At 58.3% G+C, this 22,931-nt stretch carries 19 protein-coding genes; 3 read left to right on the top strand and 16 right to left on the bottom strand.

Annotated elements, in window-relative coordinates:
* Positions 1–290: 290 nt before the first annotated feature.
* From RTM06_RS20370 to RTM06_RS20345, 6 genes are all read right to left on the bottom strand, one after another.
* Positions 291–1,691: an efflux transporter outer membrane subunit gene (locus RTM06_RS20370; RefSeq protein WP_312184525.1), complete on the bottom strand. Its 1,401-nt coding sequence runs from the start codon at positions 1,689–1,691 to the stop codon at positions 291–293.
* A 92-nt stretch (positions 1,692–1,783) separates the two neighbouring features.
* Positions 1,784–4,915 (bottom strand): efflux RND transporter permease subunit, encoded by a 3,132-nt coding sequence (locus tag RTM06_RS20365; RefSeq protein WP_312184524.1) that lies wholly within the window; start codon positions 4,913–4,915, stop codon positions 1,784–1,786.
* An 8-nt stretch (positions 4,916–4,923) separates the two neighbouring features.
* Positions 4,924–6,060, bottom strand: a complete 1,137-nt coding sequence (locus tag RTM06_RS20360) for an efflux RND transporter periplasmic adaptor subunit (protein WP_312184523.1) — start codon at positions 6,058–6,060, stop codon at positions 4,924–4,926.
* A gap of 289 nt (positions 6,061–6,349) precedes the next feature.
* Positions 6,350–6,538 (bottom strand): hypothetical protein, encoded by a 189-nt coding sequence (locus RTM06_RS20355; RefSeq protein ID WP_061719884.1) that lies wholly within the window; start codon positions 6,536–6,538, stop codon positions 6,350–6,352.
* Positions 6,539–6,942: 404 nt separating this feature from the next.
* Positions 6,943–8,673 carry a penicillin-binding transpeptidase domain-containing protein gene (locus RTM06_RS20350; protein ID WP_312184522.1) on the bottom strand — a complete coding sequence of 577 codons (1,731 nt, stop codon included), beginning with the start codon at positions 8,671–8,673 and terminating at the stop codon, positions 6,943–6,945.
* A gap of 273 nt (positions 8,674–8,946) precedes the next feature.
* Positions 8,947–11,208 carry a molybdopterin-dependent oxidoreductase gene (locus tag RTM06_RS20345; protein WP_312184521.1) on the bottom strand — a complete coding sequence of 754 codons (2,262 nt, stop codon included), beginning with the start codon at positions 11,206–11,208 and terminating at the stop codon, positions 8,947–8,949.
* Positions 11,209–11,405: 197 nt separating this feature from the next.
* Between RTM06_RS20345 and galR the strand changes: the two genes are divergently transcribed.
* Positions 11,406–12,407, top strand: a complete 1,002-nt coding sequence (gene galR, locus RTM06_RS20340; protein ID WP_036649453.1) for an HTH-type transcriptional regulator GalR — start codon at positions 11,406–11,408, stop codon at positions 12,405–12,407.
* Positions 12,408–12,450: 43 nt separating this feature from the next.
* Here galR and RTM06_RS20335 read toward each other — a convergent pair whose 3' ends face one another.
* Positions 12,451–12,900, bottom strand: a complete 450-nt coding sequence (locus RTM06_RS20335; protein ID WP_312184520.1) for a GNAT family N-acetyltransferase — start codon at positions 12,898–12,900, stop codon at positions 12,451–12,453.
* Positions 12,900–14,153, bottom strand: coding sequence for a diaminopimelate decarboxylase (gene lysA / locus RTM06_RS20330; RefSeq protein ID WP_293794498.1), 1,254 nt, complete (start codon positions 14,151–14,153; stop codon positions 12,900–12,902). The genes RTM06_RS20335 and lysA overlap by 1 nt, the downstream gene beginning before the upstream one ends.
* A gap of 110 nt (positions 14,154–14,263) precedes the next feature.
* Here lysA and RTM06_RS20325 point away from each other — a divergent pair, with 110 nt between their 5' ends.
* The gene (locus RTM06_RS20325) at positions 14,264–15,184 is read left to right on the top strand and encodes a LysR family transcriptional regulator (protein WP_312184519.1); all 921 of its coding nucleotides are present in this window, start codon (positions 14,264–14,266) and stop codon (positions 15,182–15,184) included.
* Here the strand turns inward: RTM06_RS20325 and RTM06_RS20320 are convergent.
* Positions 15,181–16,344 carry an MFS transporter gene (locus RTM06_RS20320; protein WP_061719877.1) on the bottom strand — a complete coding sequence of 388 codons (1,164 nt, stop codon included), beginning with the start codon at positions 16,342–16,344 and terminating at the stop codon, positions 15,181–15,183. The genes RTM06_RS20325 and RTM06_RS20320 overlap by 4 nt on opposite strands.
* A 361-nt stretch (positions 16,345–16,705) precedes the next feature.
* Between RTM06_RS20320 and RTM06_RS20315 the strand changes: the two genes are divergently transcribed.
* A complete protein-coding gene (locus RTM06_RS20315) occupies positions 16,706–17,332 on the top strand; it encodes a serine protease (RefSeq protein WP_256697283.1) in 627 nt (208 codons plus the stop codon).
* A gap of 170 nt (positions 17,333–17,502) precedes the next feature.
* On the opposite strand, the gene RTM06_RS20310 is transcribed toward RTM06_RS20315, so the two are convergent.
* The 7 genes from RTM06_RS20310 to RTM06_RS20280 form a co-directional block, all read right to left on the bottom strand.
* A complete protein-coding gene (locus tag RTM06_RS20310; protein ID WP_312184518.1) occupies positions 17,503–18,174 on the bottom strand; it encodes an urea carboxylase-associated family protein in 672 nt (223 codons plus the stop codon).
* A 13-nt stretch (positions 18,175–18,187) separates the two neighbouring features.
* Positions 18,188–18,853, bottom strand: coding sequence for an amino acid ABC transporter permease (locus tag RTM06_RS20305; RefSeq protein ID WP_312184517.1), 666 nt, complete (start codon positions 18,851–18,853; stop codon positions 18,188–18,190).
* Positions 18,853–19,503 carry an amino acid ABC transporter permease gene (locus RTM06_RS20300; protein ID WP_312184516.1) on the bottom strand — a complete coding sequence of 217 codons (651 nt, stop codon included), beginning with the start codon at positions 19,501–19,503 and terminating at the stop codon, positions 18,853–18,855. The genes RTM06_RS20305 and RTM06_RS20300 overlap by 1 nt, the downstream gene beginning before the upstream one ends.
* Before the next feature lie 3 nt (positions 19,504–19,506).
* Positions 19,507–20,154 (bottom strand): urea carboxylase-associated family protein, encoded by a 648-nt coding sequence (locus RTM06_RS20295; protein ID WP_265299296.1) that lies wholly within the window; start codon positions 20,152–20,154, stop codon positions 19,507–19,509.
* Positions 20,138–20,770 carry a DUF1989 domain-containing protein gene (locus RTM06_RS20290; protein WP_008108219.1) on the bottom strand — a complete coding sequence of 211 codons (633 nt, stop codon included), beginning with the start codon at positions 20,768–20,770 and terminating at the stop codon, positions 20,138–20,140. Before RTM06_RS20290 ends, RTM06_RS20295 begins: the two co-directional genes overlap by 17 nt.
* A gap of 2 nt (positions 20,771–20,772) precedes the next feature.
* Positions 20,773–21,609 carry a transporter substrate-binding domain-containing protein gene (locus tag RTM06_RS20285; RefSeq protein WP_312184515.1) on the bottom strand — a complete coding sequence of 279 codons (837 nt, stop codon included), beginning with the start codon at positions 21,607–21,609 and terminating at the stop codon, positions 20,773–20,775.
* Between the two features lie 262 nt (positions 21,610–21,871).
* A complete protein-coding gene (locus RTM06_RS20280; RefSeq protein ID WP_312184514.1) occupies positions 21,872–22,723 on the bottom strand; it encodes a MurR/RpiR family transcriptional regulator in 852 nt (283 codons plus the stop codon).
* Positions 22,724–22,931: the final 208 nt, after the last annotated feature.

Here is a 22,931-nt window from a genome sequence, read left to right as displayed (position 1 = left end):
CGCGTCCGCCCTTCTCGCCGCCCGGCGGCATCCCGCCATGTCCGCCGACCACGCGCCAGATCACGCCCGCCACAATCAACAGCACAACCAACAGGAGCAGCCATTTCAGCCAGCGAGAGAACGTGGAGCGGGAAGCGTTAGGAGTCATCAGGATCTTCAAGTCAGCAAGAAAAAGGAAAGTCCCCGGTAAAACAGGGGATTATTTCAAAGGGAAACCATCACTGCGCGCATTATCGGTTGAATGCCCGCGCGAATTCCATACGCGAACCGTAAGGGTTTCGTTAAGGCAATTAAGATTTCCAGCCGCCGCCTAACGCCTTGTAGAGGGTGATTTTCTGGCTCAGCTGGCCCAGATGCGCGCTGATCAGCGACTGCTGCGAACTGTAAAGCGATCGCTGGGCCACTAACACATTGAGATAATTGTCTACGCCTTGCTTGAAGCGCAATGCGGAGTAGTCGTAGTCGCGCTGATTGGCGCCAACCTCCTGTTGCAGCGCTGTCAGCTGATCCTGCCAGGTGTCCTGCCCGGCCAGCGCATCTTTCACCTCTTTAAACGCGGTTTGAATCGCTTTCTCGTAATCCGCAATGTCGATGCGTTTTTCGATATGCGCGATATTCAGGTTTGCCTCGTTTTTACCGCCGTCAAAAATCGGCAGGTTAATCGATGGCATGAATGACCATGCGCCGGTGCCGCCGCCCAACAGGCTGCCAAGCGAACTGCTGGTAGAGCCGCCGGACGCGGTCAGCGTGATGCTTGGGAAGAAGGCGGCACGCGCCGCGCCGATATTGGCATTCGCCGCCTTCAGCGTGTGCTCCGCTGCCATGATGTCCGGGCGACGCGTCAGCAGATCCGACGGCAAGCCAGCCGGCGTGGCCGGGAACTGCCAGTTGGCGTCCAGCGTGGCGTGCGACAACAAGCTTGCGGGCAGATCGGTGCCGACCAGCAAGCGCAGCGCATCGACATCCTGCCGCACCTGCCGCGTATAACTCGCCACGTCGGCCTGCGCGGCGCGCACCGTGCTTTCAGCCTGCGCCAGATCCTGATCGCTGCTGGCACCGCCGTCGTAGCTGAGTTTGGTCAGGTGATACGACTCCTGCTGGCTTTGCGCAGTACGTTGCGCCAGATGCAGCAGATCGTTATCCGAACTCAGCGTTAGCCACGCCGTCGCCACTTCCGCAATCAGCGAGATACGCGTGGCGCGCTCGGTGGCGGCGCTCGACAGATAGGTTTCCTGCGCCTGATCGCTCAGGCTTTGCAGGCGGCCAAAGAAATCCAGCTCCCACGAGGTCACACTCAAACCACTGTTCAGCTCGTGATAGGTCACCGCGCCGCTGGTTTTGGTGTTGTAGAGATTGGCCGGTTCATGCGCCGAGGTCTGGCTGGCCGTGGCGTTGATCGACGGCATCAACGCCGCGCGCTGCACCGTGACGCCCTGCTGCGCCTCTTGCACATTCAGCGCCGCCACGCGCAGGTCGCGGTTGTTGTCGAGCGACAGCTGAATCAGGTTGCGCAGCGTGACGTCAGTGAAGAAGTTCTGCCACGGCAAATCCGCGACGTTACCGACCGGCGTCGCCTGATCGTATTTCGCATCCACCGGCAGCGCCGGGCGCTGATAATGCGGCGCCAGCGTACAACCGGCCAATGCCAAAGTCAGCGGCAACAGCGCCAGACGGAAATTATTAATGTTCATTTTTAACTTAAGCATTCAAGTGCCTTTGTATGAAGGTGCGCATGAATGCGCACCCTACGAAAACCTGTAGGGTCGCCATTCATGGCGACCGTTTAACTGTCTTGCACGGTCTCTGCTGTTGGTTTTTTCTTACGCGCAAAGAACTGCGAAACCACCACGTAGAACATCGGCACAAAGAAAATGGCGAGGAAGGTGGCGGTGATCATCCCGCCCGCCACCGCCGTACCGATCGAGTGCTGGCTGCCTGCGCCCGCGCCGTTGGAGATAGTCAGCGGCAGCACGCCGAGGATAAATGCCATTGAGGTCATGATGATTGGGCGGATACGCAGCCGCGCCGCTTCCACCGCCGCTTCCACCAACGTTTTGCCCTCGCGCTCATGCAGCTCTTTGGCGAACTCGACGATAAGAATGGCGTTCTTGGCCGCCAGCCCGACCGTGGTGAGTAAGCCAACCTGGAAGAACACATCGTTCTGCAAGCCGCGCATCAGCACCGCGCTGATGGTGCCGAGAATGCCGAGCGGCACCACCATGATCACCGAGAACGGGATCGACCAGCTCTCGTACAGCGCCGCCAGACACAGGAACACCACCAGAATCGAGATCAGATAGAGCTGCGTGGTTTGGCTGCCGGAGGCTTGCTCCTCATACGAAATGCCGTACCACTGCACGCGGAACCCGTGCGGCAGCTGCTTCGCCAGCTGCTCCACCGCCTTCATCGCTTCACCGGTACTTTGGCCCGGCGCGGGCGATCCGAGGATCTCTTCGGCGGTTAAGCCGTTAAAGCGCTCGAAGTGCGGCGAGCCGTACACCCATTTACCCGAAGCAAAGGCGGAGAATGGCACCATGGTGCCGCTGCTGTTGCGGAAGTACCATTTGTCGAGATCGGACGGCGTGACGCGTGAGTCCGCTTTGCCCATCAGATAGACCTCTTTCACGCGGCCGTTATACATGAACTGATCGATGTAGCTGGAGCCCCACGCCACCGACAAAGTGTTGTTGATGTCGGTCATGCTCAGACCGAGCGCGCTGGCCTTCTCATCATTGATCTCCAGCTGATACTGCGGCTCATCTTCCAGCCCGTTAAGACGGACCTGCGCCAGATGCGGATCGTTGTTCGCCAACGAAATAAGCTGGTGCGCGGCATCCATCATCTGCTGATGGCTGTGCGCGCCGGTATCCTGCAGATAGAGGTCGAAACCGGTGGCATTGCCCAGCTCCATCACCGCTGGCGGCACCATGGCGAAGATTTTGGCGTTCTGATAGTTGGCGAAGTGCGCCATCACGCGGTTCGCCAAATCCTGTACGCTTTGCCCGCTGTGCGTGCGGTCGCCCCAATCTTTCAGGCGCACAAAGGCCATGGCGTTGCTCTGACCGCGACCGGCAAAGTTAAAGCCCGCCACGCCAAAGGTGGTGGTCACCACCGACGCTTCGTTCTGTTGCAGATAGGCGTTGAGATCGTTGATGACCTGCTGAGTACGCTGCGACGACGAGTTCACCGGCAGTGTGATTTGCACCATCATCAAGCCCTGATCTTCGCCCGGCAGGAAGGTGGTGGGTACGCGGGTGAACAAAAAGCCCGTCACGCCGACAATCACCAGATAGATCACCAGGAACAGGCCGCGACGGGAAATCACTTTGCTGACGCCGTTGGTGTAATGCATCGCCCCGCTGTCGAATTTGCGGTTAAACCAACCGGCGAATCCGGTGGTTTTATGCTCCGCCGCCGCCGGTTTCAGCAAGGTGGCGCACAGCGCGGGCGTGAAGATCAGCGCCATGATCACCGACAGCGCCATCGCCGAGACGATAGTGACCGAGAACTGGCGGTAAATCACGCCGGTCGATCCGGAGAAGAACGCCATCGGCAGCAGCACCGCCGACAGCACCAGCGCGATGCCAAACAGCGCGCCCTGAATCTGCTGCATCGACTTGATGGTGGCGGCTTTGGGATCGAGATGCTCTTCGTGCATCACTCGCTCGACGTTCTCCACCACCACAATGGCGTCATCCACCAGCAGCCCGATGGCCAGCACCATACCGAACATGGTGAGAGTGTTAATGCTGTAACCAAACGCCGACAGAATGCCGAAGGTGCCCAGCAGCACCACCGGCACTACCAGCGTAGTGATCAGCGTGGCACGCAGGTTTTGCAGGAAGATCAGCATCACGAAGAACACCAGCACTACCGCTTCGATCAGCGTTTTCACCACTTCTTCAATCGAGGCGCTGACCACCGGCGAGGTGTCGTACGGGTACTGAATTTCGACGTTATCCGGCAGCGAATCTTTCAGGTCGGCGATGGTTTGGCGCACCGCTTTGGCGGTATCCAGTTCGTTAGCGCCGGTTGCCAGACGCAGCGCGATACCGGCGGCCGGTTTGCCGTTCATGGTGGCGTCGATGCCGTAACTTTGCGGCCCGAGCGCTACGCTGGCCACATCTTTCAGCCGCACCTGCGAGCCGTCGCTGTTCACTTTCAGCAGCACATTCTCAAACTGCTTCACGGTGGTGAAACGGGTTTTGCCGAGGATCGTCGCCTCGGTTTTCGCGCCCTGAATGGTCGGCAAACCGCCCAGTGAACCGGATGACACCTGCACGTTCTGGTTATCAATCGCGGTAGTGACATCGCTCGGCATCAGGTTGTATTTGTAGAGCTTGGCTGGGTCGAGCCAGATGCGCATCGCGTATTCGGATCCCAGCACCATGAAGTCGCCGACGCCCGGCGTACGCGAGATCGGATCTTCCAGTTTCGACACCAGCATGTCGGCCAGATCGCCGTTGGTCAGCTTGCCGTCTTTGGCGATCAGCCCGATGACCATCATGAAGTTTTTCTGATACTTACGGATGCGGATGCCTTGCTGCGTGACATCGGTGGGCAACTGCGACTCCGCCAGCGACACGCGGTCCTGCACCTGAACCTGGGCGATATCGGGATTGATGCCCTGATTAAAGGTGGCGATGATCTGCGCGCTACCGTCCGAGGCGCTGCTCGACTCCAGATAGCGCAAACCATCCAGGCCGTTCAGCTGCTGCTCAATCACCTGCACCACGGTGTTTTGCGTGGTTTCGGCGCTGGCGCCCGGATAGGTCACCGAGATGGAGACCGCCGGCGCGGAGATGTTAGGATATTGATTGACCGGCAAACTGATAGCGGCAATCGCGCCCACCAGCATCACGATAATCGCGATAACCCAGGCAAAAATTGGACGTTCAATAAAAAACTTCGACATGCCGCCTCCTATTGCGCTGCTGCGTCAGTCATCGAAAGACTCACCGCATTGGCGGATGGCGTGTCATTGGTGTTGGCAGCGGTAGTGGTGACTTTCACCCCGCTGCGCACGCTTTGCAGGTTGTTCACCACCACGTTTTCCCCTTGCTGCAGGCCCGACGTTACCAACCATTCGCCTTTGATCATCTCGCCGGTGTGGATGCTGCGCTGCTCAATGGTGTTGTCGCTTTTCACCACATAGACATACGGCTGGCCTTTGGTGTCATGCATGATCGACTCTTGCGGCAGCAAAATGCCCTGCTGCTGAATGCCCTGCGGGAAGCTGGCGTGCACGTACATGCCAGGCAGCAGTTCGTTGTGTGGATTCGGGAACACCGCGCGCAGCACCACGGTGCCGGTGGCGGTATCAACGTTCACTTCCGAGAACGCCAGCTTGCCCTGCTCGGCGTACTGGCTGTTATCTTCCAGCGACAGACCCACTGCGGCGGTGTTGTCGGCCACTTTGGCGATTTTGCCGTCGGCCAGCGCGCGGCGCAGACGCAGCAGATCGGTGGAGGATTCGCTGACATCGACATAGATCGGATCAAGCTGAGTGATGGTGGCGAGATAATCGGTTTGCCCGTTGGTGACCAGCGCACCGGCGGTATACAGCGAGCGGCTGATGTGGCCGGAAATCGGCGCTTTCACCAGCGTGTAATCGAGATTCACCTTGGCGGTTTCCACATCGGCCTGCGCTTCACGCGCGGCGGCAACCGCATCGTCGTAGGTTTGCTGGCTGATGGCGTGCGCGTTGGCCAGCGGCTGATAGCGTTTCACCACCATTGCATCGTTTTGCCAGGTCGCCATCGCTTTGTCGTAGGCGGCTTTATAGGTGGCCGGATCGATTTGATACAGCGGCTGGCCGGCTTTCACTTCACCGCCCTCAGTAAACAGGATTTTTTCAATCACGCCGCTCACCTGCGGACGCACCTGCGCGGTTCTCACCGCCGTGGTCCGGCCTGGCAATTGGCTAACGAGCGTAACGGGTTCCGCTTTCAGGTTGACCACGCCCACTTGCGGGGTGGCGGATGCGGCGGGCTTTGCTCCGCCCTGATCACAGGCTGCCAGTAAAAACACCACGCTGGCAGAAAGAAGTTTCAGGCGCATAGTTGTTCTCTAAAAGATAGGAAGGGAATAGTCACGAAGGTAATGACTCAAAAAGTCATTGTAGGGAGGCGGGTTAAGCGAGGTTGTTAAGGTTGCGTAAAATATATTTTCCAAAGGAAAATGGTAAACCTTTCGTGCCATAAATCGTTGGTGTTTTTGGCTTTTCGCGGTTTTTTGATGGCAATTCCGTCCGTGCATATCGCACCCGTAGGGTCGCCATTTATGGTGACCGTTCCGGAGGCCGCACAGTACGGTCATTGGCAAGGTCGTCATAAATGACGCCCTACGGTTAACCTTTGGGTTCGATGCCACGGCGGCGCAGCTCGCGGCGTGCCAGCTCTTTTAACCAGCACGACAGCGTAACGTTGTCGTCATCGGTCACACTGCGCAGCTGTTCATGCAGCTCCGGATGAATACGTAACTGAAACGCCGAGGATCGGCCCTCGCCTTTTGGCGTGCGGTCTTTGGTTTTTGGCATTGCAGGTGGCCTCAACGAATCGCAATAAAAAATCGCCCCCTAAAGCGCTACCAACACTGTAGGGGGCTAGCGAACCGCCATGGAATGCGACATCGCGGTGCGTTACATACAGGTTACACAACCCGATATTTTTATGTTGCCGGGGAAGTGTTAAGACTCAGACAAGAGGTGTGAGCGAGTTCGCGCGGCAGTAAATAACAGGCAAAAAAAACCCACGCATCTGCGTGGGTCGGTGTAATAACAGGGTACTGCCAAAGCAGCTTGTTTCACACCCATCAATACCTCTGGGATGTCCATATTGGCACCGTTGAGCCGGTGAAAGACAGGTGCAAAAAGCAACGGTGTTTGGGGAAGTGAAACGAGGTGTGAATATTCTCCACACCTCACTTACACTTTTGATTTAACTAAGATTTGTCTGAAGAAGGTTTACTGTAGATCGCGTCCGGTGCCACGTTCATGTGCTTGAGTACCGGGCCCATGATGTTACCGAAGATCGGTGCCGCCACCGATCCACCAAAGTGATCGCCAGCAGTAGGATGGTTGATCATCACCACCAGCGCCACTTCCGGGTGGCTGGCAGGCGCGATGCCTGCGGTGTAGTTGATATAACCGCCATCATACTTGCCGCTGCTGCCCATCTTCTCTGCAGTACCGGTTTTGGTCGCCAGACGATAACCCGGCACCGCCGCTCTGACACCGGTGCCGCCTGGCAGCACGTCGCTCTCCAGCATATGCACCACAGTTTGCACCACCTGCGGATTCGCTACCTGTTTGCCTAACACCGGCGGCGTCACTTTGGTGATCGACAGCGGACGATAGACGCCGTAAGAGCCGAGCGTGGCGTATTCACGCGCAATCTGCAGCGGCGTGACGCGCAGGCCGTAGCCAAAGGCGAAGGTGGCGCGTTCGATATCAGCCCAGCGCTCGCGGTGCAGCGGGAAGTAACCGACGCTCTCGCCGGTCAATCCCAGCCCGGTAGGTTTACCCAGACCAAACGCCTGATAGGTATTAACCAGCGCTTCAGCGGGCATTGCCAGCGCAATGTGCGAGACGCCGATGTCACTCGATTTCTGCAGGATGCCGGTCATGGTGAGGCGCGGCCAGTGACCGACGTCGCGGATCAGGTGGCCGTTAACGCTGTACGGCGTGGTATCGATCACCGAGTCGGCGCGCACCAGATGGCGCTCCAGCCCTTCCATCACCACCAGCGGCTTCACCGTGGAGCCAGGTTCGTAGCTGTCGTTGATCGCCGAGTTACGCATCTGCGCCGGCGTGGCGTTTTCGTAGTTGTTCGGGTTGAACGACGGATAAGAAGCCATCGCCAGAATTTCACCGGTATCGATTTTCACCAATACCGCCGCGCCCGAATCGGCTTTGTTAAGCAGCACGCCGTCGCGCAGTTTGCTGTAGAGCGTGAATTGGTCGAACTTGTCGATGCTGAGCTGCACGGTTGGCGGCTGCTGTGGCGGCTGGTAATCGATCATCGCAATGATGTTGCCTTCGCCATCCTGACGATAAACTTCTTTGCCGGGATCGCCTTGCAGCACATGGTCGAAGCCTTTTTCGATGCCGTTCAGGCCGTTGCTGTCGGCTCCCACGATACCAATCAGCGGCGCGGCCGCTTCACTCATCGGATAGAAACGGCTGTCGTTATACACCGAACTGATGCCTTTCAGTTTCAGCTCGGCGATATCTTTAGCGATGCCGAGTTCGATTTTACGGCCCAGATAGAGGAAACGTTTTTTCGGGTTGGCGGTGATGGCCGCGCGCAGATCTTCCGGACGCTGATTGAGCGCCGCCGCCAGATACGCCCATTTGGCGCTGGTGAAATCGGGATTTGCCTCCAGCACGCGCATTGGATCGGCGATGATGTCACGCGCCGGAACGCTCAACGCTAACGCCTGGCCGTCGCGATCCAGCAAGGTGCCGCGATTGGTCGGCAGCGTCACGGTACGCAGCGAACGCTGATCGGCTTCGTGCTCCAGCATCGGATGCTTGATCAGCTGCAGGTCACCAACGCAAATCAGCAACAGCACCAGACAGCAGAAAACGCCAAGGCAAATCAGGCGAAAACGAAACGGGTTAAAGGGCGCTTTTATCTGGTCTTTTCCCAGAAATTTTTTTATTTGAGGCATGGCAATCCGCTGCTGTAAGTGAATCTGAAGCTTATTGCTTGCAGTTATAAAGAAACGTAAAGCGAGTTGACAGGAAAACTGTGTTTCGATTCGTTAAGCAAAAAAAAACCTGCGCATCTGCGCAGGTCGGTGTAATCAAGAAAACTTTTTGATGTTCACCCATCAATACCTCTGGGACCCTGACTGTAGCAAGGTGGCACGCTGGGAAACCATCTCCTAAACGCAACAGTTACCGGCAAAATGTAACCAGCGATGAGATTATTCGTTGCCCATTCACATCAGATGTTTTTTGATTTCCACCAGGCAACTCATGGCGTTAGGGCCCTGGGTTAACGACGAGGTACCGATGTCTAATGTCAGTACATTCGGGTTGCCGGCGCGATCCCACGGCTGCCAGGCGCGACCAAATCCAGGATCGAACCAGGCACCGGTGGCGATGATCACCACGCCCGGCGTCAAACCGTCGGTCAGGCGCACACCGGCCAACATGCGACCACGCGCGTTGCTCACCTCAATCTCATCACCATCCTGAATATCACGCGTTGCCGCATCCTGCGGATGCATATACAGCGTCTCATGTCCGGCGGTTTTGTTGCCTTGCACCGTGGCGGTGGCATCCATCTGGCTGTGCAGACGATCGGATGGCTGAATGGAGATCATATGCAGCGGGAACTCGGCGCTGAGCGGCGCGCCCAGCCACTCTTGCGGCTCGCGCCACTCGGGATGTCCGGCGAAATCCTCCAGCTGATAATCGGCAATGGTTTGGCAGAACAGCTCAATCTTGCCGCTGGCGGTTTGAATTGGATGCATTTCTGGGTTAGCGCGGAAATCATCCATAAACACGAACGGCTTGCCGCCTTCGGGAATCTCGACAAAACCGCGCTCCCAGAATTCCCCGAACTCCGGGAACGGAATATCACGCCGCGCATGCGCTACCGCGCACTGCTGATACAGATGCTCGATCCACTGCATCTCATTGCGCCCTTCGGTGAACACATCACGATAGCCGAGGCGATCGGCGATATCAGCGAAGATGTCGAAATCATTGCGCGCCTGATGCTGCGGCTTGATCGCCTGATGCATCGCCAGCACGAAGCGATCGCGCGACGATCCGCCTATGTCGTTGCGCTCCAGCGTGGTGGTGGCGGGCAACACGATATCCGCCATCTGCGCCGCCGGCGTCCAGACGATATCCTGCACAATCACAGTATCCGGGCGCTGCCAGCCTTCCACCAGACGATTGAGCTGCTGATGATGATGGAACGGATTGCCGCCCGCCCAATGCACCAAATGGATATCCGGATAGTGCTGGGTTTCACCCTGGAATGCGTACGGCTGGCCGGGATTGAGCAGCATGTCGCTGATGCGCGCCACCGGAATCGACAAATTGCCCGGATTCGGACCGGTGCTCATCATGGGTGCCGGGCCATCCTGACGCGGATTGCCGACGCTGTTCATCGAGCCATGACCAAAGGAGAAACCGCCGCCCGGCAAGCCCGGCTGACCGAGCATTGACGACAGCGCAATCATCATCCAGTACGGCTGCTCGCCGCGATGGGCGCGCTGTACCGAATAGGAGCAGGTAATAAAGCTGCGTTTGCCGATCAGCTGCTGCGCCAGCAAAGCAATGCGCGCCGCCGGAATGCCGGTAATGCTGCTGGCCCACTCAGGCGTTTTGGCGATGCCATCGCTTTCACCGAGCAGATAGCCGCGCAGCTGCGGCCAGCCGGTACAGTGGCTGGCGAGGAAGCTTTCATCCAGCGCGTTACGCCTGGTGATCTCAAAACCCAGCGCCAGCATCAGCGCCACGTCGGTGTTCGGGCGAATCGGAATCCACTCGGCATTGACGAACGCCGGGCAGTCATCGCGCATTGGGCTGATGTTAATAATTGGCGTGCCTTTGGCGCTGAGCTGCTCCAGCGCCGGTTTCAGGCTGTGCTGCCCTGCGCCGCCGGACGCCACCTGCGCGTTTTTCAGCGCCAGGCCGCCGAAGGCGATAAAGATGTCGGCGTGCTGCACCACTTGCGGCCAGTCGGTGACGCGGCCGGTGAGCGGCATGTAGGTGCCAATCACGTACGGCAGGAAGAACTGCGCCGCGCCCCAGCTGTAGTTACCTTGCTGATCGACCCCGCCGCCGCCCTGAAAATAGAAGCGACGAATCAGCGTGCGCGCGTGGTTGACGCGTCCCGCCGATGACCAGCCGTAAGAGCCGTTGAAAATGCCCGCTGCGCCGTAGCGATCGCGCACGCGGCGATTCTCTTCCGCCACTAAATCCAGCGCGGTATCCCAATCTACCGCCACGAAGTCTTCCCGACCGCGCAAGGTGCGATCGCTGTTCTCGCGCGACTTCAACCATGAACGGCGCACCATCGGCTGGCGAATACGCTTATCCGAATAGACCAGTTCAGGAATGGTGTTGAGCATCGGCGACGGATCGGCATCGGCGAAGAAGGGTTCACAGCCAATCAGGCGATCGTTTTCAGTGACGGCAGTGAATGCACCCCAGTGCGCCAGGTGTGGCACGCGAGTTTTCATGGTTTTTGGGTCCGGCAGGCAGGTGTGATTGTGTCTGGCAGCATAACATGAGCCTGTAACCGAGCTAAAGCGCGGCTGTGAGCGCCTGATTTTCCGTGCTTTTGCGACAGCGCTGGCATTCTGCCGGGTTGCTACAGGGTGGGTTTTCCGTAACACTGGTGGCATGTGTAAACGTTTTCCCGGATGTCGATAATCGCATGGCTACCATTAAGGATGTTGCCCGTATGGCTGGGGTGTCGGTTGCGACCGTCTCCCGCGTCATCAATAATTCGCCCAAAGCCAGCGAGAGTTCTCGCCTCGCCGTTACGGCGGCAATGGAGCAGTTGCAGTATCACCCGAACGCCAACGCACGCGCCCTGGCGCAGCAATCCACCGAAACCCTGGGTTTAGTGGTGGGCGATGTTTCCGACCCGTTTTTTGGCGCGATGGTCAAAGCGGTGGATGAAGTTGCGGGCCAGACCGGCAACTTTTTGCTGATTGGTAACGGTTACCACAATGAGCAAAAAGAGCGTCAGGCGATTGAGCAACTGATGCGTCATCGCTGCGCCGCCTTAGTGGTGCACGCCAAGAAAATCCCCGATGACGATTTAGAGATGCTGATGAAGCAGGTGCCGGGCATGGTGCTGCTGAATCGTCTGCTGAAAGGCTTTGAACATCGCTGCATCGCGCTGGATGACCGCTACGGCGCGTGGCTGGCTACGCGCCATCTGATTCAGCAAGGCCATACGCAAATCGCCTTTATCTGCTCTACTCACACCATTTCCGATGCTGAAGATCGTCTGCAAGGCTATTACGACGCGCTGAAAGAGCACGGTTTGCCGTGCAACGATCGTTTAGTGGCGTGGGGCGAACCTGACGAAGTGGGCGGCGAGCAGGCGATGACCGAGCTGATGGGACGCGGCAAGCAGTTCACGGCGGTGGCCTGTTATAACGATTCGATGGCCGCCGGCGCGCTGGCGGTGCTGAGTGATAACGGCATTCGCGTGCCGGAAGAGATGTCGCTGATTGGCTTTGATGATGTGCTGGTGTCGCGCTATGTGCGCCCGCGTTTAACCACGGTGCGCTACCCGATTGTCACCATGGCGCAACAGGCGGCGCAACTGGCGCTGGCGTTAGCTAATGGCAGCGAGATGCCGGAAGTGACCAATATGTTTAGCCCGACGCTGGTAAGACGGCATTCGGTGAGTGGGCCGGGTTAAGCCCTAACCGCCTTTCGTAGGGTCGGCATTTATGCCGACCTGGTTACAAACTTCGCGAATACACCTTCACCCGCACATCCGGGAACTCCAGCGCGTCGCACTGATACTGCCAGCCAAAACGCTCGTAATAACCGCCAAACGTTGACCATAACCACAGCTTGTCGTGGCCGCGCTGGCGCGCAAAATCGATCACATGCTGCTGCAGCGCTTCGCTCAACCCTTTGCCGCGCGCGGACTCCTCGACAAACAGCGCCGCCACCCATGGTGTGAGATCCTGACGGCTGATCAAATCGCAGCGCCAGAATCCCACCGTGCCGAGCGGTATGTCGCCGTCGAGCGCCACGAAGGTCACCGGAAAGTCCGCGCCGTTGAGGCTGCTGCGCACGATACTGTCGTAAAACTCACGCGACGTACCGTCGCCAAATGCCTGCCACAGCCAATCGGTGATCTGCGAGGCGTGATGCGGCACCTCGCTGAGCGCGACAATCTTCATCAGATCAGCTCCAGCGCCAGCAGCTCCTGAATGGTCTGCGCACGACGAATTTCACGCGGTGCGCCATTCTCAAACAGCACTTCCGGAATCAGCGGGCGGCTGTTGTAGTTCGACGACATCGATGCGCCGTACGCGCCGGTATCGTGGAACACCAGATAATCGCCGACCTGCGCCGCAGGCAGCGCGCGGGTTTCCACTTTGCCGCCTTCCAGCTGCGTGAACACGTCACCCGATTCACACAGCGGACCGGCCACCACGCTCTCGACAGTGGCGTCGCCCAGCGCGCGGCCATCGACCGGCAGCAGAGAAATGTGGTGAAAGCTGCCGTACATCGACGGACGCATCAAATCGCTGAAACCGGCATCGACCAGCACAAAGTGACGGCTGCCCATCTCTTTCACTGCACGCACCTGCGACACCAGCACGCCCGATTCGGCCACCAGGAAGCGACCTGGCTCGATCTCCAGTTTCACTGGATGACCGAGATGCGCGGCGATACGCTCACGCGCGCCGTTCCACAAGCCGTAATAGTGCTGGGTATCAATGGCTTCTTCGCCAAAACGATAAGGAATCGACAAACCGCCACCGGCAGAAATCGCCTCGAGATCCTGGCCAAACGCCACCACCTGATCGACCATCGCGTCACACACCTGCTGCAGATGGCCGTAATCCACGCCGGAACCGATGTGCATATGCAAGCCGACCAGACGCAGGCCGTGCTGCTGAATCGCCGCCAGCGCCAGCGGCAGATCGCTATGCCAGATGCCGTGTTTGCTGTTCTCACCGCCGGTGTTGGTTTTCTGGCTGTGACCGTGACCAAAACCAGGATTGATGCGCAGCCACACCGCGTGGCCCGGCGACAGTTCGCCCAGTTGATGCAGCATATCCACCGAACCAGCATTGACCGGCACTTTTAGCTCGGCGATGCGCGTCAGCGTTGGCTGATCGAACACATCGGCGGTGAAGACGATATCTTCGCCGCCCGGCTGATAACCGGCGGCAATAGCACGCTCGATTTCGCCCAGCGACACCGAATCGACTTTGACGCCCGCCGCGCGCATCAGACGCAAAATGTGGATGTTGGAGCAGGCTTTCTGTGCAAAACGCACCACGTCAAAGGCGCCGAGTTGCGCAATACGCTGCTGAATGATCGCCGCATCGTACGCCCAGAATGGGCCAGAATAACGCTGCGCCAGCGGCAGTAAGTTGGCGGCAGTTAACGCGGTTTCGCTGTTGTTGAGTGGGCGTGGCATGTCAATTCTCCTGTGTCATTGAGGCCATTTAGCCACAGCGCATCAATTCAGAAAAATATCTGTTTTAGCGACATCTATACAAATATGATATGGATTCAGCGGAGGAGACGATGGCAAAAATTAACTGGCGACATATCGAAATTTTTCACGCGGTGATGACCAGCGGCAACCTGACGCAGGCGGCCACGCTGCTGCACACTTCGCAGCCGACGGTAAGCCGCGAACTGGCGCGCCTGGAGCAGCAGCTTGGCCTGCAACTGTTCGAACGCGTGCGTGGCCGCTTGCAACCAACGGTGCAAGGCTTGCGGCTGTACGAAGAGGTACAGCGCTCGTGGTACGGACTGGATCGCATTATGGATGCCGCCGAAGGATTGCGTCAGTTTCGTCAGGGCGAATTGTCGATCGCCTGCTTGCCGGTGTTTTCGCAGTCGCTGTTGCCGCCGCTGCTACAACCGTTTTTGCAGCGCTATCCGCAGGTCAGCCTGAATATTATTCCGCAGGAGTCGCCGCTACTGGAAGAGTGGCTGTCGGCGCAGCGTTACGATCTCGGTCTGACCGAAACCCAACACCCGCCAGCGGGCACTGAACGCGTGCCGCTGCTGACCTGTGATGAAGTGTGCGTGCTGCCGCCACAACATCCGCTGTGTCAACGCGAAGTGCTGACGCCGCAGGATTTCCACGGTGAAAACTACGTCAGCCTGTCGCGCAGCGATAGCTATCGTCAGCTGCTGGATTCACTGTTTCATGAGCAGGATGTGGAGCGTCGTCTGGTGCTGGAGACGCACAGCGCGGCGTCGGTGTGCGCGATGGTGCGCGCGGGCGTGGGGATTTCGATTGTGAATCCGCTGACGGCGCTGGATTACGCCGACAGCGGTGTGGTGATGCGTCGCTTCAGTATTGCCGTGCCCTTCACCGTCAGTCTGGTGCGGCCGCAGCATCGACCGGCTTCGGCGCTGGTCGAACACTTCTGCGACCACCTGCAACAGCACGTGGCCGCGTTTCCACAACGTATTGCCGAGCGGCTGGCTTAAGCGTTGACCGCTTCGCCCTGCCCGCCCGATTTGCGGAAGGTGATCAGGCAGATCACCAAACCAACTGCCGCGAGTGCAGCAGCGGCAACCGGCACCGACGTCAGGCCATAACCTTTCTCGATCACCGCGCCACCGACCCACGCGCCGAGCGCATTGCCGACGTTGAAGGCCGAGATATTCAGCGTCGAGACCAGATTCGGCGCATCTTTGCCGTGGCGCACCACGTTAATCTGCAAGCCCGGCACGGTGGCGAAGGTCGCCATCGCCCACAGGAACAGCGTGATTTCCGCCAGCCACAGCGCATGGCTGGTCCAGCTGAACAGCAGCGAGAACAGCGCAATCAGCACAAAGCTGAGGATCAGGCTAAACGACACTTTCCAGTCGGCCAGCTTGCCGCCGAGGATGTTGCCGACGGTCAGGCCCGCACCAATCAGGAACAACGTCCAGCTGACACCGCGATCTGAGATGCCGGTCACCTGCAGCAGCAGCGGCGCAATGTAGCTAAACAGCGCAAACATCGCCGCCGCAAAGAACACCGTCATCAGCAGCGACAGCCACAGTTTGCCGTTGGCCAGCGCGCTGATTTCACTCGCCAGATGCACCGGCTTCTCTTCTTTGTTGGTCGGCAGGCTCACAATCAGCGCGATAAAGGCAAAGATGCCGATGATCGCCACGCCCCAGAAGGTGGCGCGCCAGCCAAACATCTGACCAAACCAGGTGCCGAGCGGCACGCCGAGCACGTTCGCCAGCGTCAGGCCGGTGAACATCAGCGCCACAGCAGAAGCCTGTTTACCCGGTGCCACCAGACTCGCCGCGACCACCGCGCCGATGCCGAAGAACGCCCCGTGACACAGCGCCGTCACCACACGCGCCAGCATCAGCAGGTTGTAGGTGTAGGCCAAGGCACAGAGCACGTTACCGATGATGAAGATAATCATCAGCAGAATCAGAGTACGTTTACGCGGCAGTTTGGCGGTCAGCAACGCCATGATCGGCGCGCCGATGGCAACGCCCAGCGCGTAACCGCTGATCAGCCATCCCGCAGAAGGAATCGTCACTTGCAGATCGCCCGCCACTTCGGGCAGCAATCCCATAATGACGAATTCCGTGGTGCCGATGGCGAACGCACTCAGCGCCAGCGCCAGTAATGCAACAGGCATAACACTCTCCCAATAATTTTTTTGCAGGCGGACCGCACTGCGAGCGCAGTACGGTTACAACAGACGCTTATTAAAATTTGAACTGCGTCACACTGTTATTAAAGCATAGCCCTCTCATGCCAACTACCCCGCGCGCCGCAAGGCTTATTTGCGCCCGCAGCAATAATCCCTGCGCGGGAAAATGTCACAGACTAACCATTGAGACAGATTGATGTTTCCGCGCTACGCTTGAAAAGGATGTGATCGTTATCACAGTGAGTCAGCTTTTGACGCAAAATCAAACAGTAAAGGATGGACTTGCACTGCCGATACCTCAATGGATTGCCCGGTTATGGGGTGTCAAAAATCGAGGGGAAAGCGTATGCGATGGCTCATCGCGCTAACGGTTGGCTGCCTGAGTGGCTGCTCTGTTGGGCATTACGAATACAGCAAAGAAGCAGCAAAACGCGTCGATATGACCGTCACCGGCATTCCAACGGTGCTGGGCATTGGTGCGCTTGGCACCACCATTCCTCTCACGCCCGAATACAGCCTGACGGCGGCCCACGTGGCCAGGTATTCGCTCTATCGGGTGAAAGCCTGGCATCCCGAATGCGATATCGCCGTGGTGTACCACAAAAACAGCGAAGCCAATCTGCCACCGCCGTTCCGCAATAGCCACATTGGCGACGACGTGAATCTGTATGGCTACAGCTTTATTTCGGCGATGCCGGTGGCGTCGAGCGGCAAGAATCTGATTAACACCACGCTGGCAAATGACTGGAACAAAGCCAGCTGCGTGGTGGTGGCGGCCAATGCCGGCGTGGTGAAAGGCATGTCCGGCGGCGCGGTGTATAACGCCAGCGATGATACGCTGGCGGGCGTGATTGTCGGTTACAGCAGCCAGATTGATGACAATAAAAGCGGTAAGACGCTGTTTAAGAATGTGGCGCTGTATGTGCCGTATGCACGGTTTCAGGCGTGGCTGGATGGGGTGGTGAAGTCGTAGAGCGTGCTCGTTGTCCCCCATCCCGGCCTTCCCCCGCTAGCGGGGGAAGGAGACGCTGCCACATGCAGCTTCAACACTGACATATGGCAGCATCTTCCTCCCCCATTTATGGGGGAGGACCGAGGAGGGGGACAGCCAGCACAGACCGAGCACGGGGACAGCGTGCACCATCAAGCCGGAACCCAAGCCCCCTTCAACTGCACCTGCGGGAATCCGCTGGTCAAAATACGCAGTTCGGCATCGCGCGGGGTGTTGTCGCCCTGCCCCTGAATGCTGACGATATCCTGCGGACAGGCGGAAAACGCCACAAAACAATCCATCTCGGCGCGCAGCACAATATAGTCGCCCGGCTTCGTGACCACTGGCAGCGTCTTCAGCGTGATGCCATCCGGCTGCACCTGAATATTCATAAAGATATTAAACGAGGCCAGATTGCCGTGCGGCAGCGTCACGCCCAGCTCGCTCATGCCTTCAAACAGGTTGTCATGACAGTTGCGATGCGGTTCGGTGCAGCCGAGCAGCTCATAACGACGCGCGTCGCAGGCCGCCATAAAGGTGTCGTGCACGCCTGGCGAGGTATCTGCCACCAGCGTCAAAATCGGGTGGCGCTGGCTGGTGATAAAGCTGTCGCCCACTTTGGGATTGAGACGCTGATTCCACACGCGCGTCGCCTCCATACACATATATTCACTCACATCCTCAGCGTTGTAAGCCCAGCAATCCACCACCTGCGTGCCGTGCAGGTTAATCACCTGCACCGCTTCACCTCTCTTCAGGCGCACCGCTTTACCGTAGCGTGCCGGGATGGTCACCGCTTCGCGATGCTGAAATTCAGCCGACATGTTGTTCTCCTGATTAATGCTGCATGGCACGACGATAGCGCGTCATGCGAGATTCAAGGCCGCGCGCCAGCCAATCGATGACGCTGTTGAGCAGCCAGTAACAGAGCGCCACCGTGAGATAGATCTCCAGCGGCGCGTAGGTATCCGAAATCGCCTGTTTGGCGGCGTACATAAACTCCTGCACCGAGACAATCGACAGCAGCGCGGAGTCTTTAATCAAACCGATCATCAGCCCAACCAGCGGCGACAGCATCTGCGGCAATGTTTGCGGCAGCACCACGTCGCGCAGTTGTTCACTGCGGCTCAGGCCCAGCACGCGACACGCTTCCCACTGCCCTTGCGGCAGCGCATCAATGGCCGAGCGGATCACCTGCGCAATATAGGGCGCGTAGTAGAGCGTTAGCGCCAGCACGCCCACCACCGGCGACGACAGCGTGATGTCATATTCCGGCAGCACAAAGTAGAGCAGATAGATCACCACCAGCAGCGGCAAGGCGAGCGTTAAACCACTATAAAGATTGAGCAAACGCAGCCAGAACGGCGAGGCGCGCATTAGCAGCACGGCCAATAGCGCGCCCCACAGCAGCGAGCAGAGCGCCGCCACCAGACAGAGCTGCAAGGTGGCGAGCAAGCCGTCACCGAGCGACGGCAAAGAGGTGATAATTGCCTGCCAATCCATTATGCCAACCTCCGTTTCACTTCCAGACGACGCGCCGCCGCAATCAACGGCATGGCGATCAGCAGATAACCGGCCGCCACCAGCAGCAACACCTGCGTGGCTTCGTAGGTGCGGGCGATGACGATCTGTCCGGCGTAGGTCAGTTCGGTGAGCGCCACCACCGACGCCAGCGGCGTGGTTTTCAGCAGAATGGTAAACTCATTGACCAGCATTGGCAGACTGGCGCGCATCACTTGTGGATTGATGACGTACCACCACGTCAGCAAGCGGCTCAGGCCCAAGGTGCGCGACGCTTCAAGCTGTCCGCGCGTCACCAGACTGCGATTGACGCGCAGGATTTCCGCCACGTAAGCGCCGCTGTTGAGGCCAATGGCAATCACCGCCGCCAGCATTGGCTGACCGCCCAATCCCAGCCGTGGCAAGGTAAAAAACACCACAAACAGCTGCACAATCGCCGGCGTTCCGCGCATCACGCTGACATAGAAACGCCCGATGGCGCGCCAGATCCAGGCACGACGCAGTTGCAGGAAGCAGCCGAGCTGCCCCATTACTACGCTGACTAACGACGCCAGCACGGTCAGCACCAGCGTCATCAGCAGGCCGTGTCCGAGTTCCGGCAGCGCGGCCACTACCTGTTGATCCAGCCCCATGCGTTACTCCGCGTTAAAGTCGTGCAGGTTTTCCGCCACCGACAGCAGCAGCGGCGCGGGACGATCGTTGCCCTCAATGCCGGTGTTGCAGGCGGAGACGATGAACTGCGTGTCCATCACCACGCGACAGGTAATGCTGTCACCGGCTTTGGTCAGGTTGGTTTCCGGCAGAATATCGCCTTCCCGCGTCAGCTTGACGTGCATAAACAGGTTGATGGGGTCTGGCAATTTCGGCACCACCATCCCCAAACGCGCCAGCTCGCCACGCAGCGCATCGAGGCAACCTTCGCCCGGATAGCCGCGTTCAATGAGAAACGCCGTGGTGGAAGCCGGCAGCAGCAGGTCGTGACGTTTCACGCTGTCTTTACCCAGCACCATCATCGGACGGCGACGGTTATTCACCAGACGCATACCGGAACCGAGCAGGTAGCTGTTGCTGAACACCCGCGTGTGATGCACCGACAGCCACACGGCGGGATCGGTCAGGCTAAAGCCAAACAGCGAAGCCACCGCACCGTCGCCCTGTGCGGTGATGCGCAGTAACTGGCCGCGCAGCACGCGAATCGAACCGATGCTGCCCGGCGCAACCTGCACCGGTTCAGCCAACGTGCGCACAGCGGTTTCTTCAAAACTTTCACGCATTAACAGCATGATTCATCTCCTGAGCGTGAAAATGGTCGCTGACCACGATGTCGATAGGCGTCACCTGCAGGCCGTTGCCGGGAATGATGTCCTGCGGGCAAGATGACACCGAGCAGATGAGATCGCACAGTGCTTCAAAGGTGATGCTGTCGCCCGCTTTGCTGTTGGGATCGGTGACTTCCATGCGGCCATCGGCGGTGACCGGGCCGTTCTGGAACAGGTTGAACGGCTCTGGCAGCGAGAAGTAGGTGACGCCAAATTCCTTCATCCCTTCCAGCAGGTTATCCACGCAGTTGCGATGCCCTTCTACGCCGAAATCGATGCTGAAACGGGTGCGATCGCAGGCGGGCACGTTGGCGTCGTGGATGCCGATGCTGTCGGCAAGGATGCGCAGCATCGGACGGTTTTCACTCGACCACAGCGCGTCGCCCGGTTTGAAGAATAGCGATCGCAGCTGCTGACGCGTATGCACCGGCGACAGCTTTTCATTCAGATCATCGGCATTCACCGCGACGAAATCGGCCGCCTGCTGCCCTTCACTATCAATCACGGTAATAAACTGGCCCTTGCGCACGCGGAAGGTTTTGCCAAAGCCGGCAGGCACCGTCAGGTTGGACTGGCACATAATTACTCCTGCGGATTGAAGTCGCTGGCGGGCACGGTAAAGGTGGTGCCGAGATACTGCTGCTGCAGCTTGGTCAGTTCGCCCTCTTTCTGCATCGTCAGGATGTGGTCGCTAATGGCTTTGTTCAGGCTGCCATCTTCTTTGCGTGTCGCCCAACCCATCCATTGCGACGGGCCCACTTCGCCGACCTGCGCCACTTTTCCGGCATATTTTTTCGCCACCGGCGCCAGTACCGAGATGTCGTCATAAACGAAGTCGGCGCGTTTGGTCATCAAGGTGCTGACGGTTTGATCCAGTGAATCGACGTTGATGATGGTGATCGGTTTTTTACCCTCTTTCTTCAACTGCTCGTTGAAGCCCTTCAGCAGTTGCTCTGGCACGCTGGCGGTTTTCACCGCGCCGCGCAGACCCGACAAGCTTTCCGGACTCAGGGTTTTGCCGCTGAAGGTTTTCGCCTCGGCTTCACGCACCAGCACGCCATTAACGGTTTTGCTGTACGGCACGGTGAACAGCACTTTCTTCGCGCGTTCCGCCGTGACGTTAAGGGATGAACCTTCGGCATTGAAGGAGCCCGAAATCAAGCCCGGCAGAATGCCGCTGAAGGCGGTTTTCTGAAACTCCAACTTCACACCGAGATCGTTGGCGAAGGATTGCATAATCGCCACGCTGTAACCGGTGATCTCACCTTTGTCATCGGTGTATTCGTAGGGAGGAAAGGTTGGATCGATACCGACGGTGATTTTGCCGCTGCTTTTGATGTCGGCCAGCGTGTCGGCTTGCGCCTGCGCTAAGGTGCCGACGGAGAGAAGAGCGGCAATCAGCAGTGCTGTTTTTTTCATTATGGTGTTTCCCTGGTGTTGGTGAAATGTCTTTTTCTACTGAGCATATTTTGTGCCAGTTTTTTCACCACTACGCAGGGAAACCCACAACAACTCATTCTTTAGGTAATAAAATCAACTGGAAACATTTGTTTCTTGATTTTTATTTTTAATTTCTACTATTTCACATGATGCAGAATGGGGATGGATGGATTGGCGGAGGGTGGACAGAACTGCACCGTTTTGGTGATTTTTCTGGCGCACCCTGCGCCAGCACGGCGCATTATTCGAGTTCGTCGAGGGATTGGTGCAGCGCTTCGATTTGCGCGAGATGATCGTTGCTGGCTTTACCCATTTGTCGGGCCACCAGTGAACAGAGCAGATTACACACGCCGGAGAGCGCGGCGGTGCTGTCGAAGATCAGGCTGCTGTCGGTGTGACAGCGGATTACCCACTGCGCATGGCGCGCCGGTTTGCCGGAGAGCACGTCGGCGATATACAGCATCGGCACGTTGCGCTCGGCCAGCGTGTTCATTGCCGCTTCCAGCGCGGGCATACGCCGACGTAAACCGACGCAGATCACCACATCTTCAGCGGTCAGAGCCGCCATATGTTCCGCCAGCGAATCGCCGGGACGCGGCAGCAGACGCACGTCGGAGTGAATATGGATCAGATCGCGATAGATCAGATGCGCGATGGTTTGGCTGTGGCGCCAACCCATCACCACCACGCGACGCGCCTGGCTGATGGCGGTAACCGCCTGCTGCAGCTGTTCGCTGTCCAGCGTGCGATAGCTGTTGACCAGGTTGGCAATCTCTTTTTCCAGATGCTGCTGCATGATGCTGGCCAGCGGCGACGCGCTGGGTGCCGGTTGCAGGTAGAGCGGTGATCCGCTGCTCTGCATTTCACGCGCCTGGCGACGTGCGGCTTCATAGCTTTCGTAACCAAGATGGCGGAAGAAGCGCGTGGTGGTGGCTTTGGACACGCCCGCGCTGTGCGCCAGCTCGGTGGCGGTGTTCATGGCTAACTGGCCCGGTGCGGCGAGTAGCACATCGGCAAGTCGCTGCTCGTGGCTGGAGAGTTGATCCCAGTGCTGACGAATCCGGCCCTCTAACGTTGCCGCTTTTGCACTCATGGTGATTCCCTGAAAATGAAAAAAACCATCCTGCACAGAGCGTGCCGGGTTGTCATCAGGAATTTTGTTTTGGGGGGGAATGTGCTCGCATTCCCCCATCCCGGCCTTCCCCCGCAAGCGGGGGAAGGAGACGCTGCCATATGCAGCTTAAGAACTAACATTTTGCAGCATCTTCCTCCCCCATTTATGGGGGAGGACCGAGGAGGGG

The organism is Pantoea sp. CTOTU46764 (genome assembly GCF_031974595.1).
GTDB classification, from domain to species: domain Bacteria; phylum Pseudomonadota; class Gammaproteobacteria; order Enterobacterales; family Enterobacteriaceae; genus Pantoea; species Pantoea trifolii.
This window is presented reverse-complemented; position numbering and strand designations above follow the sequence as displayed.